This window comes from Nocardia inohanensis NBRC 100128, from assembly GCF_001612945.1.
GTDB classification, from domain to species: domain Bacteria; phylum Actinomycetota; class Actinomycetes; order Mycobacteriales; family Mycobacteriaceae; genus Nocardia; species Nocardia inohanensis.
The window spans coordinates 357,029-374,413 of sequence record NZ_BDBK01000010.1 but is presented as its reverse complement, the minus strand read 5'-3'; the positions used below and the strand labels follow the sequence as shown (position 1 = coordinate 374,413).

General features: G+C 68.3%; 14 protein-coding genes. 5 read left to right on the top strand and 9 right to left on the bottom strand.

Annotated elements, in window-relative coordinates; translation table 11 throughout:
- Positions 1-85 precede the first annotated feature (85 nt).
- From NI1_RS40265 to NI1_RS21305, 5 genes are all read left to right on the top strand, one after another.
- The gene (locus tag NI1_RS40265) at positions 86-1,762 is read left to right on the top strand and encodes an N-acetylmuramoyl-L-alanine amidase (protein ID WP_439957286.1); all 1,677 of its coding nucleotides are present in this window, start codon (positions 86-88) and stop codon (positions 1,760-1,762) included.
- 361 nt (positions 1,763-2,123) lie between these two features.
- Positions 2,124-3,170 carry an Hsp70 family protein gene (locus NI1_RS21320; RefSeq protein WP_084523526.1) on the top strand — a complete coding sequence of 349 codons (1,047 nt, stop codon included), beginning with the start codon at positions 2,124-2,126 and terminating at the stop codon, positions 3,168-3,170.
- Positions 3,171-3,363: 193 nt separating this feature from the next.
- Positions 3,364-4,371, top strand: a complete 1,008-nt coding sequence (locus NI1_RS21315) for an AurF N-oxygenase family protein (RefSeq protein ID WP_067823610.1) — start codon at positions 3,364-3,366, stop codon at positions 4,369-4,371.
- A gap of 15 nt (positions 4,372-4,386) precedes the next feature.
- Positions 4,387-5,973, top strand: coding sequence for an FAD-dependent oxidoreductase (locus NI1_RS21310; RefSeq protein ID WP_067823607.1), 1,587 nt, complete (start codon positions 4,387-4,389; stop codon positions 5,971-5,973).
- Positions 5,974-6,700: 727 nt separating this feature from the next.
- Positions 6,701-9,103, top strand: coding sequence for an acetate and sugar kinases/Hsc70/actin family protein (locus tag NI1_RS21305; RefSeq protein WP_157535241.1), 2,403 nt, complete (start codon positions 6,701-6,703; stop codon positions 9,101-9,103).
- Between the two features lie 314 nt (positions 9,104-9,417).
- On the opposite strand, the gene NI1_RS21300 is transcribed toward NI1_RS21305, so the two are convergent.
- From NI1_RS21300 to NI1_RS40135, 9 genes are all read right to left on the bottom strand, one after another.
- Positions 9,418-10,179: an SDR family NAD(P)-dependent oxidoreductase gene (locus tag NI1_RS21300; protein WP_067823601.1), complete on the bottom strand. Its 762-nt coding sequence runs from the start codon at positions 10,177-10,179 to the stop codon at positions 9,418-9,420.
- 117 nt (positions 10,180-10,296) lie between these two features.
- The gene (locus NI1_RS21295) at positions 10,297-10,944 is read right to left on the bottom strand and encodes an HAD family hydrolase (protein ID WP_174564515.1); all 648 of its coding nucleotides are present in this window, start codon (positions 10,942-10,944) and stop codon (positions 10,297-10,299) included.
- A gap of 21 nt (positions 10,945-10,965) precedes the next feature.
- Positions 10,966-11,532: a hypothetical protein gene (locus tag NI1_RS21290; protein WP_245663335.1), complete on the bottom strand. Its 567-nt coding sequence runs from the start codon at positions 11,530-11,532 to the stop codon at positions 10,966-10,968.
- Between the two features lie 114 nt (positions 11,533-11,646).
- Positions 11,647-12,360 carry a sirohydrochlorin chelatase gene (locus NI1_RS21285; RefSeq protein WP_281179510.1) on the bottom strand — a complete coding sequence of 238 codons (714 nt, stop codon included), beginning with the start codon at positions 12,358-12,360 and terminating at the stop codon, positions 11,647-11,649.
- A gap of 133 nt (positions 12,361-12,493) precedes the next feature.
- Positions 12,494-13,795 carry a sulfate adenylyltransferase subunit 1 gene (locus tag NI1_RS21280; RefSeq protein WP_067823598.1) on the bottom strand — a complete coding sequence of 434 codons (1,302 nt, stop codon included), beginning with the start codon at positions 13,793-13,795 and terminating at the stop codon, positions 12,494-12,496.
- Positions 13,795-14,721 carry a sulfate adenylyltransferase subunit CysD gene (cysD, locus tag NI1_RS21275; RefSeq protein WP_067823595.1) on the bottom strand — a complete coding sequence of 309 codons (927 nt, stop codon included), beginning with the start codon at positions 14,719-14,721 and terminating at the stop codon, positions 13,795-13,797. Before cysD ends, NI1_RS21280 begins: the two co-directional genes overlap by 1 nt.
- Positions 14,700-15,410: a phosphoadenylyl-sulfate reductase gene (locus NI1_RS21270; RefSeq protein WP_067823591.1), complete on the bottom strand. Its 711-nt coding sequence runs from the start codon at positions 15,408-15,410 to the stop codon at positions 14,700-14,702. Before NI1_RS21270 ends, cysD begins: the two co-directional genes overlap by 22 nt.
- 15 nt (positions 15,411-15,425) lie before the next feature.
- The gene (locus NI1_RS21265) at positions 15,426-17,156 is read right to left on the bottom strand and encodes a nitrite/sulfite reductase (protein WP_067823589.1); all 1,731 of its coding nucleotides are present in this window, start codon (positions 17,154-17,156) and stop codon (positions 15,426-15,428) included.
- Between the two features lie 121 nt (positions 17,157-17,277).
- Positions 17,278-17,370 (bottom strand): Ms4527A family Cys-rich leader peptide, encoded by a 93-nt coding sequence (locus tag NI1_RS40135; RefSeq protein ID WP_369690151.1) that lies wholly within the window; start codon positions 17,368-17,370, stop codon positions 17,278-17,280.
- Positions 17,371-17,385: the final 15 nt, after the last annotated feature.

Below are 17,385 nucleotides of genomic sequence, written 5' to 3'. Positions count from 1 at the left end.
CTGACCACCGATAACAGTTCGATCACGTCGCTTGCCAGAGTGTAACTGGTGTTGCAAGAGTGGTCACTTGGGGTTGGTGTTACTAGTGGGAAGGGAGGGGCGCTTCTTCCTGGAGCGCCGTCACCATATGAAGCCGAGCATGGTCAAGGCCGGTATCTGCACCGCCGTTACGGCCGCGGCATTCTCGACGGTGGCCGGATTGATTCCGGGCGCCGCACTGGCATCACCCGTACTGCCCGACCTGCCCCAGCGACTGCTGGGCAAGACCGTCTTCCTGGACCCCGGTCATCAGGGGCCCAATCACAATCAGGATGTGGCACGCCAGGTCAACGACGGCCGCGGCGGCACCAAGCCGTGTCAGACCACCGGCATGTCCACCCTCAACGGGGTGCCCGAGCACACCGTGAACTGGAATGTGGCGCAACTGGTCCGGACCTCGCTCGAGGGGCTCGGGGCGCGGGTGGTGCTCAGCCGCCCCGACGACACCGGATGGGGTGGGTGCATCGACGAGCGGGCGGCCGCCGCCAATTCGTCCAATGCCGACCTCGCCATCAGCATTCATGCCGACAGCGCGCCCGGTGCGGCGCGCGGATTCCACCTCATCGTGCCGCAGCTGCCGATTCCGGATGCCAAGGCCAACGAGGTGCAGGGCGGGCCCGGGCTGAATGCCAGCCGGGCCATGCGAGACGCCTACGTGCAGGCGGGCTTTCCCGCCGCCACCTACAACGGCGCGGCCGACGGTCTGCAAACCCGCAACGACATCGCGGGTCCGGCGCTGACGCACGTGCCGGTCGCCTTCCTGGAGATGGGCAACGGCGCGAACGCCGAGGACGCCCAGCTGCTCGAATCGTCCGAAGGGCAGCTCAAGCACGCGGTCACCATCACCACCGGTGCGGTGTCCTATCTGCTGGGCATGCCGATTCCCGCCGATACCGAACAGGCCGCGGCCGCACCCGAACCCGCACCGGTGGCGCCGGCGCAGTACGAGGCCGCACCGCAGACCCTGCCGGTGCAGCCGGACGCCGGCACGAATCCGGTTGAGCAGCAGTCCGTTCCGGGTGCCGCGGGGGTAGCGCCACAGGCCGCCGGGCAGCCGGGGGCGCAAGCTCCGGGCGTCGCACCGCAGGCCGCGCCGGAATCGCCACTGCCGCAGGCGCAGTCGCAGTCCGGCACCGAGCCGCAGACGGCCGGCGGGCAGCAGGCCGATCCGAAGCAGGCGAAGCCGGAACAGTCCGCCGCGCCGGAAGTTCCACTGCCGCAATCGCCACCGGCCGGCCAGCCCGGCTCGCAGCCCGCGCCCGGCGCGCCGCAGGCCGCGGTCCCGACGTCGCCGCCGCCGGTGGCATCGGAGCAAATCCGCCCCGCGACTGCCCCCGCGGCCGTGAAACCCGTTGCGGCCCCGCGCAATCGAACCCCCGGCACCGACGCCAAGCCCGGATCTCAGGCTCCGGGCGCCGGCACCCAGACGGGCTCGCAATCACCCGGAACCGGTGCGGGCACGCAATCGCCGGGTGCGGGCACGCAATCCCCTGGCGGCCGCAATAATCCGGGCACCCAATCGCCCGGCGCCAACGGCAAGAACGGCACCGGCGACCTCGACCTGGACTCCATGACCTCCTTGGTCCAGACCGCCCTGCAATTCATGGGCCCCTTGGCCAAGATGCTCATGGGCCAGAACGGCGTCGCCGCCGACCTGGTCAACCTGGCCTACAGCGTCGTCTCGGCGCTGTCGTCCTCGATCCTGACCTCGCCCGCGAAATAGTCACGCCGCCAAGAACTCCGGGACCCACACGGGTCCCGGAGTTTCGCGTATCCGGATCCGCCGGGGCCCATACGCGGGCCCGAGTCGCTTCGGGTTTCAGGGGGAACCCCTGACAGCCACGAGAGTTGTCGTACCGGCATCCGGCGCAGGCTGGAAGTCGGGCAAACATTTCGCGACCGAGCCCGGCTTCGGGCGTGTCCGCCGTGCCCGTGCTGGACAGCGGGGTTGTCCCGGCGAACAGGCGCACGAGCGGACAACCGCGTGTCCGGTGGTTGGCAAGCATCCGGCGCAGGAGTTGCATGAATGCCGGGTCGGGTCAGGAAGTCTGACGCAACACGACTCGTCGATCGAGGTGGATGTGATGGCTTTCGGCGTGGGCTTGAGTATCGGCACGGTCAATACGGTGTGCGCGACAGCCACCGACCGATCCGGAAAGTATCCGCCGGGCCGCGGGGTCCCCTTCGCGGCTCGCCGGGGCAGCGCACCGCCCACCACGTGGCGCACCACCCTCACCTTCGACAGTTCCGGCACCGCCCGCGTCGGCCGCATACCCCGGCACGGGCGTGTCATCACCGAGTTCGCCGATCTCACCCAACGGGGTGCACCGGTCGCGCGGGTCGGTCACCGGGCGCTCTCGGCCGCGGATCTCGTTGCGACCGTTGCCGTCAGCGTGCTCGAGGAGGTGCTGGGGAAGGCTCCGGCGGGAGAGCAGGGGCGCGCCGATACCGGCATCGCCCTGACCCATCCGGCCGGGTACTCCGAGAAACTGGTGGCCGACCTGCGTTCCGCGCTGGACGGCAGCGGGCTGAGCCAGGCCGCCCTGCTGGCCGAACCCATCGCGGCGACGACCTGGCTGCAATCCGAACGCGGCCCGCTCACCCCGGGCCTGGCCCTGGTCTACGACCTCGGCGGTTCCGGACTGGACGTCACCCTGGTGCGCGTCGGCGCGGGCGCGCCCAGCAATCCGATCGTCGGATTGCCCTTGCACTCCGCCGAATACGGCGGCCGAGCCTTCGGCGGCCTGGTGGCCGAGCGGGTGCACCGCTCGCCGAGCGCGCCAGTCGTGGCGCGCTCGGTCTCCGACGCCGACGCCTCCGAACTGCGCGCCGAGCACATCGGCCGTTCCTTGGCGCTGGTCTGGAAATGCCTCCGCATAGCCGACGTCACCATGGCCGACGTGGATCGCGTCCTGGTAGTCGGCGGCGCGGCCCGCCCGCCCGAGGTAGCCCAGGTCCTGGCCGAACAGCTGGCCCGCCCGGTCGTGATAGCCCCGGACCCCGAACGCACGATCGCCGACGGTGCGGCCATCGCCGCCCGCCAGGCCCTCGCGGACCAGGAGTCCGCCTCACACCGCCACCATTCGCTGACCGGCTTCCTGCGCCGCGTCACCCGCGTAGCGGCCATCTGAGCAAGGCGGCCCGCCCACCCTCGGAGAGGGGAGAGGTCCGGGTCTCCCACCCCAATTACCGGCGGGTTCGCCGAGTTTTCCGTGACGTCTGCTGCTCACTCGTGCAAGCATGCTGCTAGCGCTTGTTGACGTAACTCGGGTTTGGTGTAACCATTGGACACAGGTAAACGCCACTGAGTGAGAGGTGACGACGATGTCCCCGGTTACAACACCCGTTGACGACCCGGTAGTTGCCGAAGCCATGGAGTACGCGAACAAGCTGCTCCTGCTCTCGGAAGGCTCGGTGAACAAGAGCTTCGATCCTTACGAAGACATCGACTGGGAAAACCCGGACTTCGACGCCAACGCCAAGCCCGAGCGCTGGATCCTGCCCAAGTCCGCGGATCCGCTCGGCCGCCACCCCTGGTACCAGGCCCTGACCGAGGAGCAGAAGATCGCCGTCGGCAAGTACCGGCAGGCGAACATCGCCAAGGTCGGCTTGCAGTTCGAGTCGATCCTGATCAGCGGCATGGTGAACCACACCTCGTTCACCCTCCCCAACGGTGACCCGGAATTCCGGTACTGCACCCACGAGATGAGCGAAGAGCTCAACCACACCCTGATGTTCCAGGAGATGGTCAACCGCATCGGCGTGAACGTCCCGGGCATGGGCCCGCTGGTGCGCCAGCTGCGTCTGCTCGGCGTGCCGGTCGCGGTGCTGTTCCCGAACTTCTTCTTCATGGCCGTGCTCGCCGGCGAAGAGCCGATCGACCACATCCAGAAGCAGATCCTGCGCTCCGGCGAGGACGTGCACCCGATCATGCGCGGTGTGATGAGCATTCACGTCGCCGAGGAAGCGCGGCACATCTCCTTCGCGCACGAATTCCTGAAGCACCATGTGCCGGAAGGCAATGCGGCCAACCGCTTCGTGCTCTCGATCGCCATGCCGATCGTCATGTTCATCCTCGGCCGCTCCATCGCGACGCCGCCGAAGAAGTTCTTCACCGAGTTCGACATCCCGGACAAGGTCCGCAAGGAACTGTTCTACGGGTCCAAGGACGCCAAGCAGGTCTTCAGCGACTACTTCATCGACGTGCGCGCGCTGGCCGAGGAGATCGGCCTGATGAACCCGATCGCCAAGCGGGTCTGGAAGCTGCTCGGCATCGACGGTCCGAAGTCGCGTTACCGCTCGGAGCCCATCCGCTCCGGCAAGGGCGCGTAGGAAAGGGAACGTCCAATGCCGTACGTTGTCACCCAATCCTGTTGCAGCGACGCGTCTTGCGTCTACGCCTGCCCGGTCAACTGCATCCACCCCACTCCGGATGAGCCCGACTTCCTGACCGCGGAAATGCTGTACGTCGATCCGCAGGCGTGCGTCGACTGCGGGGCCTGCGCCACCGCGTGCCCGGTCGACGCCATCACCTCCTCGACCAAGCTGACCCCGGCGCAGCAGCCGTTCATCGAGATCAATGCCGACTTCTATCGGCAAGCGCGGCCCAGACCGCTACTGGCGCAGCCGATTCCGGCGGCCGAGGTGAAGCCGGGGCGCGAGCCGCTGCGGGTCGCCATCGTGGGCTCGGGGCCGTCGGCCATGTACGCGGCGGACGAATTGCTCACGCAGCCGGGCGTTTCGGTGACGGTGTTCGATCGGCTGAGCACGCCCTACGGCCTGGCTCGGTTCGGCGTCGCGCCCGATCACACTCGCACCCGCCAGGTGAGCGAGCTGTTCGATGTCATCTCGGCGCAGACCGGCTTCGGTTCGTACTTGAATGTGACTGTCGGCGAACATGTTTCGCACGACGAGCTGCTGTCGTCGCATCACGCGGTGATCTATGCCGTGGGCGCGTCCAGCGACCGCAAGCTCGGGATTCCGGGCGAGGGGCTGCCGGGCAGTGTGTCGGCGACCGATTTCGTGGCCTGGTACAACGGGCATCCCGATCACGCGGGCCGTTTTTTCGACCTGTCGCAGCGGCGCGCGGTGATCGTCGGCAACGGCAATGTGGCCCTGGACGTGGCGCGCATTCTCACCACCGATCCGGAAGAGCTTGCGGGAACCGATATCTCGGCTCGCGCGCTGGCCGCCCTGCGGCGCAGCAAGATCGAGGAAGTGGTGATCCTGGGCCGCCGCGGTCCGGCCGAATCCGCTTTCACCGTGCCGGAATTCGTGAGCCTGCTGGGCTCCGACGTCGATGTCGTGGTCGAGGGTGAGATCCCGGAGCCGGTCGCGGGCATGTCGCAGAAGGTCGAGCACAAGCTGAAGCTGTTGCGCGGCGCGGCGGAGCGACCGGTCGGCGGGCGCAAGCGGATCGTGTTCCGGTACCTGTCCTCGCCGGTGGCGTTCACCGGGGTCGATCGGGTGACCGGCGTCGAGGTGGTGCGCAACGAGCTCGTCACCGGTGACAACGGAGTGGTGCACGCGGTCGCCACCGAGGATGTCGAGACCCTGGAAGCGGGCCTGGTGCTGACCTCCGTGGGTTACCGCGGGGTGGCGCTGCCCGGTGTGCCGTTCGACGAGAAGGCCGGTGTGGTGCCGAATCTGGACGGGCGGGTGCTGGAGGAGTCCGGCGGCGCGGTGGTGCCCGGGTCGTATGTGACCGGGTGGATCAAGCGCGGGCCGACCGGATTCATCGGGACCAACAAGTCGTGTGCGCAGCAGACCGTGCGGCAGCTGGTGGACGACTTCAATGCCGGGCGGCTGGGCCGGCCCGTGCGCTCCGCGGGTGAATTCGACCGACTGGTCGGTGAGCGTCAGCCGCATGCCATTCGCGGTGGTGCGGTGAACAAGACGCGGCGGCGGCTGCCGCTGCTCGTGCGCGGCCGCTGAGCCGCGCTCCCTGACGATCGGCCGGGCTGCCGGGGGTGCCGGCAGCGCGTGCCGATCTCCGCCGCCGGCGATCTCCGGATCGCCGGCGGCGGTTTCGCGTTCCGGGGTCTACCCGGAGCCGCCGTCCCGCCGCCGGTGCTGGTTTTGTTTGTGTCAGTACCTATCCGGGGCGCTGTCGGCTGCGAATCGGTTAGGTCCCGCAGGCGTCCCTCGTATGCGACGGATGGAATGTGTTGTGCGAGTTGTAATGCTCCGTTTGCTCGCGACGACAACCCGTGTAGTAGAGCCGAAAACACTGTGACTCACGGACGGCACGACTCACCGAGTGTTGGGAACTTGGGGTCAGCAACCGACCAGTGATCGGTAATCCACGCTTCCGTACTGACATTGCGGTTTTCTTTTTCGGACGCCATTCACGTACCGGTTGGTATTACTTCTGAGTTCGCTGTGCTGTAGCCACAGCACTCCCTTCGCTCAATGGTGTTGGTGTCCAGTTCGATTCGATCTTGATCGAGCAGTTGCCTGACCAGTAGATTCGCCAACTTCGCTACTGGACGCGAAATCTTTTCTCCCAAATCGATATTCGAGTCCGGCATGTGCCAGTTAACCTGAACGCGCTGTTTGGTAAACGACCGCGACCGCCTGGTTGGGATGCCCTAGGGGCCGTGGTCACGGTGCGTTGACGGGATAGCGAATGACTGCTGGCTTTGGCATGAGCATCGGCACAGTGAACTCCGTATGGGCGACCACGACGGGCGAACGGACACGGCCCGCCGTGCGAGTCCGCCGTACGGCGGTCACCTTCGATCGGGCTGGAGGGCCGAATATCGGGGGAATTCCCCGTTTCGCCCCCGTGGTCACCGATTTCGCGGATCTCACCACCGATCCGGACCCGGTCGTGATCGGTGGCCGCATCTGGTCACCGGCGGACCTGGTGGCGGCGGTGGTGAACGGGCTGATCCACGCCAACGCCCCCGAAGCTCCGGCCGTCGCCACCTACCCGGCGTGCTACTCCGACAAGCACATTCACCGGCTGCGGCGGGCACTCGACTGGTCCGGGGCCGCGGATGTGATGCTCATGCCGGAACCCGTGGCGGCCGTCGAATGGCTCGACGAGGAGTACGGCATCTCCGATCGCGGGCTCACCCTCGTCTACGACCTGGGCGGCAACAGCCTCGACATCGCGGTGGTGCGGACCGAGGCGGATCGGGACGAACGCGGCATTCTGGGCCGGGCCGAACGGTCGAACGATTACGGCGGCCGGCCGCTCGGCACGCTGCTCGCCCGATATGCCCGGAGCATCGCTCCCGGTGCGTCACAACCGGTTTCGGCCGTGGTGCCCGCCTCCGACACGAACCGGCTGCGGACCTGGCACATCCGCAACTCGCTACGGGTGGTGCGCGCCTGCGTACATAGATCCGGCATCGGCATGGGGGAGATCGACCGGGTGCTGCTGATCGGCGGCGCGGCGCGGCCCGTGGAGGTCGCCCGGGTGCTCGCCGACCTCGGTCGCCCCGTCATCATCTCGCCCGACCCGGCGCACACCGTCGCCGTCGGCGCATCCATCGCCGCTTATCGCAGCGCCGACACCGGCTCCGCCATCGGCCGCTATGCCCCGCGTGCCGCCGTATTCTCCGGCGCCGCAGTGGCATCCGCGCTCGCCATGTCCGCCGCCACCGTGCTCGGCGGACCCGTCGGCATACCGCCCGGCCTGCAAGCCGCTCCCGGACCCGCCGATGTCGGCGCGCCGGGTGTGGGCGCCGGCGATATTCTCCTCCTCGACGAAGTCGGCGCCACCGGCGCGCCCGGTGCTCCTGGCGCCCGCGTGCACGCCGTCACCACCGCCGCCTCGGTCCGGCCGTACGGGCCCATGATCACTCGAACCGTGCCCAGCGGCCGCGCCTCGGAGCGCGCCCGGGCCGGAAACCATTGCGAAACCCGCAGTCCCGGGGAGAACGTCACCTACGCCAATCCCGCGGAGTTCAAGAACCCCCTGCCTTTCCCCACCACCTCCACCCTCACCAGCTCCTTCTCCTTCACCGCCCTGCCCAGCCAGCTCCCGTCGATCAGCCTGCCGGGAACCGTTGCCACGCAGCCGGGTTCGACGCCTGGCGCGGGCCCGATCAGTGAACCGGGCACCGGCACCACGCCCACCGGCGGGACCACCGGGGGCACCACCCAACCCGGGTCGACCACTCCAGGCACCGACCCGGCGGGTGGGACAACGACCGGCGGCGGTACGACGGCAGATCCAGCCGGCGGAACCACCAGCGGTGGAACGACTTCCGGCGGCACGACCGGTGGAACCACCGGCGGGACAACCGGTGGCACCACGGGCGATCCGGCGGGCAGCACCAGCGGCGGCACCACTACGGGCGGCACGACCGGCGATCCCACGGGTGGCACCACCGGCGGCACCACGGGTGGAACACCCACTGGCGGCGGTACTTCCGACGGTGGTGCCACCGGCGGTACCTCGGGCGGCTCCGCCAGCGGCGGTACGTCCGGTGGCACGACCGGCGGCACCACGGATGGCTCGACCGGTGGAGGCACGACCGGCGGCACCACTACGGGCGGTACGACCGGCGGTTCCACGGGTGGCACGTCGGGTGGTGCGACCGGGGGTACCACGGGTGGCACGTCGGGTGGTGCGACCGGGGGTACCACGGGTGGCACGTCGGGTGGTGCGACCGGCGGTTCCACGGGTGGCTCGACCGGCGGCTCTACGGGTGGTACCTCGGGTGGCTCGACCGGCGGCACGTCCGGTGGCTCGACCGCCGGCGGTTCCACGGGCGGATCCGGCACTGGCGGAGGCACTTCCGGCGGCGGCACGTCGGGTGGCTCGACCGGCGGCGGCACGTCAGGTGGTGCGTCCGGCGGCGGAGCTTCGGGCGGAGGGGCGTCCGGTGGCGGCGCGTCCTCCGGTGGCGCTTCGAGCGGCGGTGCTTCGAACGGCGCGTCCGGCGGCGCGGCGGGCGGTTCCCGCTCCGGCGGCAGTACCGGCGGCGGCGCGTCCTCGGGCGGCGCCGGTTCCGGTGGATCTTCTTCCGGCGGTTCCTCTTCCGGCGGCTCGCACGGCGGCGGAGGCGGCGGCGGAGGGGGTGGAGGTGGCGGTGGTGGTCACCGTTAACCCTCCACAGGCGGGAGCGACGGTTTCGGTCGTTAGCCCCGTGCGCGGGATGAGGCGGTACGGGCCGTCAGCCTCGCGCGCGGGATGTGGCGGCCGTCGCCGTTGGCTTCCCGAACGGGTCGTGGCCGAGGCCGGCGACCCCTGAGACGGCGACCGGGCGGTGCAGTCGATCCCTCCACCGGCCCCGTCGTCGAAGTGACCGGCCCACCCCGCGCTTAATGTGCCCAGCGCGGCGGTGGGCCCGGTCGCTTCAATTCCCCTCGAGCGCGACTTCTTTCGGTCCGGGTCTCCGAGTCGGCTCGGACCCGGGTCTTTCAGCGGGCGGTGAAGCCGCCGTCGATCGCCAGGGCCGCACCGGTGATGAAGCTCGCTTCGGTGCTGAGCAGGTAGGCGCAGAAGGAAGCGATCTCCTCCGGCTGTGAGATGCGGCCCAACGGGTGCAAGGCGGCAATGGCGGCCTCCCCTTCGGGGGTGGCGCCCATCGAATTCCGGAACGCGGGGGTGTCGACCGCACCGGAGACGATGGCATTGACGCGAACCGAGCGATCGGCAGCCTCCAGCGCGACCGCGCGAGTCAGCCCGACGACGCCGTGCTTGGCCGCGACATACGGCGCGACCTGGCCCATGCCGACCACGCCGAGGTTGGAGGCATTGTTGAGGATCGCCCCACCGCCGAATTCGGCCAGCGCCGGAACCTGCTGGCGCAGACCGTAATACACGGCGGTCAGATTCAGCTCCAGGTCGGCCCGCCACCCGGACTCGTCGATCTCCTCGACATTGCCGAACGCGTTCACCGCCCCCGCGTTGTTGAAAGCGCCGTCCAATCGGCCGAACTCCTCGACGGCGGCGGAGGTCAGCCGCGCCACGTCGGCTTCGACGGTGACATCGGTGGGCACGAACAGCGCCTTGCCGCCCGCACCGCGGATCTCCTCGGCCACCCGGTCACCGGCTTCCTTCCCGCGCGCCCCGAGCACCACCGCGCCACCCTCGGCAGCGATCCGGCGCGCCACGGCGACCCCGATTCCCGAGGTGGCGCCGGTGATCAGGACGACCTTGGACGCGAAGCGATTTCCCATGACTGCATCTCCCCTTGCGGTAGAACCGATTTCGTTGACATGTCATATTCAACTCGGCCGCAAAGGGTGTCGCTGGCGGAAATCCGCCCTCACGTTTGACGTATCAACTACCCGCGATCAGGCGGGCGCGAGCAATTCCGGCAGCTCGTCGAGGCTGTCGATCACGGTGGCGTGGACGGCATCCGGATGCTCCGCGCCCAGAAAACCCCAGGGCCCACGCCGGATCAACACGGGCATCATCCCCGCCGCGCGCACCGGCAGCACATCGTTGTCGACCCGGTCCCCGACATAACAGATCTCCGCCGCCCCGAACCCGGCCACCTCGGCCACCCGCTCGAAGAACCTCGGATCCGGCTTCTCCAGTTCCCATTCCGCGGAGGTGTAGACGGCATCCACCGGCAGCTCCATCCGCTCCAGCGCCGACTTGGCCTGCGGCGGTTGATTACCCGCGACGATCACCGCCAGCCCCCGCCGTCGCAACTCGCTCAGCGCCGGCCGCACATCCGGATACAGATCGTCGGCATCGAAGTTGTTGCGCAGACTCTCCGGCTCGGCTTCGGCCCACGCTTTCTCCTCCGCCGCCAAATCGATTCCCGGCCGCACCAATTCGAACGCAGCGGTCAAGGGCCGCCCCCCGGCTGCCATTCCGCCGATCACCCCGAGCAACGCGAACCCGGGTACCCCGATCCGCGCGGCCCACCGATTCCAGATCCGCGTCTCGTCGATCAGCGTCTCACCCACGTCGAACACCACAGCCTTGATCATCGGGCCAGCGTATCGACCCGCTCAGTGCTGGGCGTTGACGAACCCGATCGCCGTCGCGCCCCACCAGCAGACCTGCGAGATCAGCCCGGTCGCCACGCCCCAGGCCAGCAGTCCCGGCGTGAGCGGCGCATCACCACGCTTGTGCAGCCGTCGCCCGAATGCCCAGGCTTGAATCCCATTGAGGGTCAACACCAGGACCAGTCCCATTTTGGTCTGTGTCATAGCGGAAGACAGGTTCGGTTCCAGCACGCACCCGCTCGCTACGAGTCCGGCCAAACCCAGCCAGATCGGCATATGCAAGGCGCTGACAATCCGCAAGGTGTCGGCCAGCGTTGCGCGGCCTGCCAGCCAGCGAAGGACGAAGGTGTCGGCTACCAGTACTCCGCCGAATCCGAGTACGAGCGAGGCGAGGTGCACGAACAGGCCGGCGGTGTGCTCGGCTGGGGTTATGGCGGCGTGCGCCGCGATCCAGATTGCTCCGGCGAGCGTGGCGGTGGCCAGTAGTCCGTACGCACACAGCATCCGCCCCGAGTCGTGCGGGATTCGCGCGAGCCAGGTGTCCTGGCGGACGCTGCCGGGGTGGAGCATGTCTAGCCTTCCTTGAACTAAGGGAAGCCTAAACTATCTGCTGGGATTGTCGGGCCGCAAGTCTGCATCGAATCGGTCACCTGATGTCGGGGTCCGCCTATGGCGGAATCGAAATCAGGCGGACAGGCTGAGTGTTTGCGCCGCGGCGGCGAAGTACCGGTCCAGGACCACTTCGGCTACATGCGGGTGAGCACCGAGAGCCGTGGCGTGCACGATGCCCGGCACGGCGGCGGCGAGGCGGTCGGTCAGCAGACCGAGGGCCAGGAACCAGGGCGCGACGATGACCTGCTCCGCGCCGCGAGCCCGCAGAGTCGAAACCGCTTCGGGGAGATTCGGTTCCGTGGTGGCGAAGCAGATCTCGGTATCCCAGCCGGTGAGCCCGGTGAGCATGCGCGCGACCTCACCGGTGCGGACGTTCGCGGCGGAGGACGACGAACCGACCGCCGCGACGGCGATGCCGATCCGGCCGCGACCCGAAAGCTGTTCGAGCACGCGGTCTCGCAGCGCGGAGATCAGACGCGGGTCGGCTCCCAAGACGTCGGCTTGGGTCAGGTGCAGGCGCGGGTGGCGGGATCGGGTCGCGGCCAGCATGCCGGGTAGGTCGACTCGGGCGTGGAAGGCGCTGCCCAGCAGGAGCGGAACGACTACCGCGTGTGAATGCCCTTCGGCGGCAACGGCATCCACGACCTGATCGACCGATGGTGCGTTCAGGTCCAGGAAGGCCAGGCGGACGTCGAGGTCCGGGCGGGCGGCGGCGATCTGCTCGACCACGGCGTGCATGGTCGCGGCCGAGCGGGGGTCGCGGCTGCCGTGTGCCACCGCGATCAGCGCCGGGCGGGAATTGTCGCGAGTGGCCGATCCGGTCGTCCGCGACTTGCCTGCACCGGCGAATGCGATTGCGGCGGAGAGTATTCCGCCCGGCAGGACGGCCGGTACTGCGCCGGTGCCGGGCGGGTTCACCTCAGACTCCGGCTTCCGCGCCGACCTCGACCGCGGTCAGGGCGTCGCCGACCAGGCCGGCGGCGAGGGTGTTGCCCCCGGCGGGGTCGATGAGCAGGAAGGAGCCGGTGTGGCGGTTGACGCTGTAGTCGTCGGCCACGATCGGGTCGGCGACCCGGATGGAGATGCGGCCGATATCGTTGAGGGACAACGACTCCGGGCTGGCGTCGGCGGCCAGGCGCTGTTCGTCGAAGCGCTCGACCAGCGCCCCGACGATGGCCTGGGTGGTGCGGGTGCCGTGCTTGAGGAGCAGGCGGGCCCCGGCGCGCAGCGGCTTGTCACCCAGCCAGCAGACGGTGGCGTCGAAGGTGTCGATGGGCTCGGGAGCGCCTGCGGCGGAGGCGATCACATCACCGCGCGAGACATCGACATTGTCGGCCAGGATCAGCGTGACCGAACGGCCGGGCTGCGCCGAGGCGAGCTCACCGTTGGGGGTGTCGATGCGCTCGATGGTGGTGCGGGTGCCGGACGGCAGCACCACGACCTCGTCGCCCTTGCTCACCACACCGGCGGCGACCTGGCCCGCGTAGCCGCGGTAGTCCGGGTATTCGGCGGTGCGCGGCCGGATCACGTACTGCACGGGGAAGCGCAGGCCGATCTCGTGGCGGCCGTGCGAATCCGCGTCCACCGGAACGGATTCCAGGTGCTCGATGAGCGAGGGACCGTCGTAGTACGGGGTGTTCTCCGAGCGCGAGGCCACATTGTCGCCGTTGAGCGCGGAGACCGGGATCTCCTGCACGTCTTCGGGAGCCCAGCCGAGTTTGGCGGTGAGCTCGGCGAATTCGCTGCGGATGCGGTCGAACACACCGGCCGCGTCATCGACGAGGTCGATCTTGTTGACCGCGAGCACCAGCTTCGGCACACCCAGCAGCGCCATCACGGCGGCGTGCCGGCGGGTCTGCTCGATGACACCCTTGCGGGCATCGACCAGCAGGATCACCAGCTGCGCGGTGGACGCGCCGGAGACCGTGTTGCGGGTGTACTGCACGTGCCCCGGGGTGTCGGCGAGCACGAAAGAGCGCTTGGGCGTGGCGAAGTAGCGGTACGCCACATCGATGGTGATGCCCTGCTCACGCTCGGCGCGCAGACCATCGACCAGCAGCGACAGGTCCGGGGTGGACAGGCCCTTGTCGACCGACGCACGGGTCACGGCGTCGATCTGGTCCGCCAGTACGGATTTCGTGTCGTACAGCAGGCGACCCACCAGGGTGGACTTCCCGTCGTCGACCGATCCGGCAGTGGCTAGTCGGAGTAGGTCGGACATCAGAAGTAACCCTCTCGCTTGCGATCTTCCATGGCGGCTTCGGAGACGCGGTCGTCGCCGCGCGTCGCGCCACGTTCGGTGAGCCGGGACGCGGCCACCTCGGCCAGAATGGCCTCGTTGTCGGCGGCATCGGAAATGATCGCGCCGGTGGTGGATCCGTCGCCGACGGTGCGGTAGCGCACCGACTTGATCAGCAGCTCTTCGTCATCGGCCGGGCCGCCCCAGACGCCGGGGGTCATCCACATGCCGTCGCGCTGGTAGACCGGGCGCTCGTGGGCGTAGTAGATGCTGGCCAGCTCCACGTCCTCGCGGGCGATGTAGCGCCAGATGTCCAGCTCGGTCCAGTTGGAGATGGGGAACACGCGCACGTGCTCGCCCGGAGCGTGCTTGCCGTTGTACAGGTTCCACAGCTCGGGACGCTGCCGCTTGGGATCCCAGCGACCGAACGCGTCACGCAGCGAGAAGATGCGCTCCTTGGCGCGCGAACGCTCCTCGTCGCGGCGGCCGCCACCGAAGACCGCGTCGAAACGGTTCTCGTTGATGGCGTCCAGCAGCGGCACGGTCTGCAAGGGGTTACGAATCCCGTCCGGGCGCTCCTGGAGCCGCCCGTCCGCGATGTAGTCCTCGACGTTCGCGACATGCAGACGCAGGCCGTACTTCTCGACCACCTTGTCGCGGAAGGCCAGGACCTCGGGCAGGTTGTGCCCGGTGTCCACGTGCAGCAGCGCGAACGGCAGCGGCGCGGGCCAGAACGCCTTGATCGCCAGGTGCAGCAGCACGGTGGAGTCCTTGCCGCCGGAGAAGAGGATCACGGGACGCTCGAACTCGCCGGCCACCTCCCGGAAGATGTGGATGGACTCGGACTCCAGCGCGGCCAGGGTGTCGAATTCGGTCTCTGTTGAAGTCATGAGGCGTGCAACCCGCATTCGGTCTTGGCGAGCCCGGCCCAGCGGCCGGATCGCGGATCGGATCCCGGTTCCGGCTTCCGCGTGCACGGAGCGCAACCGATGGACGGATATCCCTCTTCCACAAGGGGATTGACGAGGATGCCGTTGGCCTCGATGTAGGAGGCCATCTCCTCGTCCGACCAGGCGGCGATCGGATTGATCTTCACCAGGCCGAAGCCTTCGTCGTAGGAGATGAGGGGAGCATTGGCGCGGGTGGGGGCTTCGACGCGGCGGATGCCGGTGACCCAGGCGTTGTAGCCGGCGAGCGACTTCCGCAACGGCACCACCTTGCGCAGGTTGCAGCACTGGGCGGCATCGCGGGCGAAGAGGTCCTTGCCCAGCAGCTGATCCTGTTCGGCCACAGTGTGTTCCGGCGTCACGTTCACGATGTTCACGCCGTACACCAGCTCGACGGCATCACGAGTACCGATGGTCTCCGCGAAGTGGTACCCGGTGTCCAGGAACAGCACATCGACGCCGGGACGAACCTGGGAGGCCAACTGCACCAGCACGGCGTCTTGCATGTTCGACGCGACGATGTAGTTGGACCCGAAGTTCTCCTCGGTCCACTTCAGCAGGTCCTGCGCGGAGGCATCCGGCCCGAGTTCGGCCGCGCCCTTCTCCGCGAGCGCCCGCAGTTCGGCTTCGGCGAGTTTGGTTGTGGTCATTGCTGTTTCCTCCAACTACCGCAGGTCGGCCTCATCGGCACGGACAGCCCACTGCGCGAAACGTTCTTCGCCGTCCCGGTTCTTGACGAAGTTGCGCACCACGCGCTCGATGTAGTCGCCGAGCTCTTCGCTGGTCACCTTGTGCTGGCGCAGCTTGCGGCCGAAGCCGCTGTCGAGCCCGAGGCTGCCTCCGAGGTGAACCTGGAAGCCCTCCACCTGATTCCCGTCGCCGTCGTCGACCAGCTGACCCTTGAATCCGATATCGGCGATCTGGGACCGGCCGCAGGAGTTGGGGCAGCCGTTGATGTTCACCGTGATCGGCACATCGAGGTCGGCGTTGATATCGGCGAGGCGGGTCTCGAGCTCGGGCGCGAGCACCTGGGACCGCTTGCGGGTCTCGGTGAACGACAGCTTGCAGAACTCGATGCCACTGCACGCCAGCAGGTTTCGGCGCCAATGCGACGGACGGCCGTGCAGGCCGAGGGGCTTCAGCTCCTCGATCAGCCATTCGATCTTGTCGTCGGGCACGTCGAGAACGATCAGCTTCTGGTACGGCGTGAACCGGATCCGGTCCGAGCCGATGGATTCCACGATGTCGGCGACCTTGGTCAGGATGGTGCCCGACACACGACCGGCGATGGGGGAGAAGCCGATGGCGTTCAAGCCGTTACGCAGCTTCTGCACCCCGATGTGGTCGATCGGCCGCTCCGGCTGCACCGGCGCGGGACCGTCGATCAGCTTCCGCTTCAGGTACTCGGTCTCGAGCACCTCGCGGAACTTCTCGATGCCCCAGTCCTTGACCAGGAACTTGATGCGCGCCTTGGTGCGCAGGCGGCGGTACCCGTAGTCGCGGTACAGCGACACGATCGCTTCCCACACATCCGGCACCTCGTCCAGGGGCACCCAAGCGCCGAGGCGCTGCGCCAGCATCGGATTGGTGGACAGGCCGCCGCCGACCCAAACGTCAAGGCCCGGACCGTGTTCGGGATGCTCGACGCCGATGAATGCGACGTCGTTGATCTCGTGCACCACGTCCTGCTGGCCCGAGATGGCGGTCTTGAACTTGCGCGGCAGGTTGGAGTATTCCTTCTTGCCGATGTACCGCTTGACGATCTCGTCGATGGCCGGCGTCGGGTCCAGCACCTCACCGAACGACTCACCGGCGAGGGGCGAGCCGAGCACTACGCGCGGGCAGTCGCCGCACGCCTCGGTGGTGTGCAGGCCGACCGCTTCGAGCCGCCGCCAGATCTCCGGCACGTTCTCGATCTCGATCCAGTGGTACTGCACGTTCTCGCGGTCCGACAGGTCGGCGGTGTCGCGCGCGAACTCGGTGGAGATCTGGCCGAGGGTGCGCAGCTGCCGCACGTTCAGCGCGCCGGCGTCGCAGCGCACCCGCATCATGAAGTACTTGGCTTCGAGCAGGTCGATGTTCTCGTCGCCGGTGAAGGTGCCGTCGTAGCCCTCTTCACGCTGGGTGTAGAGACCCCACCAGCGCATGCGGCCGCGCAGATCGCTCTTGTCGATGGAGTCGAATCCGGCCTTCGAGTAGATGTTCTCGATGCGTGCCCGCACATTCAGCGGGTTGTCGTCCTTCTTGCTCTGCTCGTTCGCGTTCAGCGGCTCGCGGTAGCCGAGCGCCCACTGGCCCTCGGACTTGCGGCGCACCGGCTTACCGACGGTGCGTTCGCGCCGGGCGGGCCGGGCAGGCTGAGCGGAATCGGAGGTGGCGTCGGTACTCGACGTCATGGGGGTCGCTCCTGAAGGTCTTGCGGGCAGGCGGGAGGGGCTGGCTCACGCCTCCGAGATCAGAACCGGCTCTTGCGGCGACGGGTCACGTACGCCGTATCCGGAGAGAATGGGAGCCGATCTACCGGAGGCATCCGGGCAGACAGCTCGCGCTACAGACACGCTTGAAGTCGACATGGCGTCGCGCCACGAGTCGTACTCCAAGTCCAGTCATGGAGCTTATTGTGCC

Bases quoted from the DNA above. Each gene is read 5' to 3' on its own strand.
- NI1_RS21270 (WP_067823591.1), bottom strand. From the start codon at position 15,410: ATGACCACAACCAAACTCGCCGAAGCCGAACTGCGGGCGCTCGCGGAG.
- NI1_RS21290 (WP_245663335.1), bottom strand. From the start codon at position 11,532: ATGCTCCACCCCGGCAGCGTCCGCCAGGACACCTGGCTCGCGCGAATC.
- NI1_RS21265 (WP_067823589.1), bottom strand. From the start codon at position 17,156: ATGACGTCGAGTACCGACGCCACCTCCGATTCCGCTCAGCCTGCCCGG.
- NI1_RS21280 (WP_067823598.1), bottom strand. From the start codon at position 13,795: ATGTCCGACCTACTCCGACTAGCCACTGCCGGATCGGTCGACGACGGG.
- NI1_RS40135 (WP_369690151.1), bottom strand. From the start codon at position 17,370: ATGACTGGACTTGGAGTACGACTCGTGGCGCGACGCCATGTCGACTTC.
- NI1_RS21295 (WP_174564515.1), bottom strand. From the start codon at position 10,944: ATGATCAAGGCTGTGGTGTTCGACGTGGGTGAGACGCTGATCGACGAG.
- NI1_RS21320 (WP_084523526.1), top strand. From the start codon at position 2,124: ATGGCTTTCGGCGTGGGCTTGAGTATCGGCACGGTCAATACGGTGTGC.
- NI1_RS21300 (WP_067823601.1), bottom strand. From the start codon at position 10,179: ATGGGAAATCGCTTCGCGTCCAAGGTCGTCCTGATCACCGGCGCCACC.
- cysD (WP_067823595.1), bottom strand. From the start codon at position 14,721: ATGCGGGTTGCACGCCTCATGACTTCAACAGAGACCGAATTCGACACC.
- NI1_RS21315 (WP_067823610.1), top strand. From the start codon at position 3,364: ATGTCCCCGGTTACAACACCCGTTGACGACCCGGTAGTTGCCGAAGCC.
- NI1_RS21310 (WP_067823607.1), top strand. From the start codon at position 4,387: ATGCCGTACGTTGTCACCCAATCCTGTTGCAGCGACGCGTCTTGCGTC.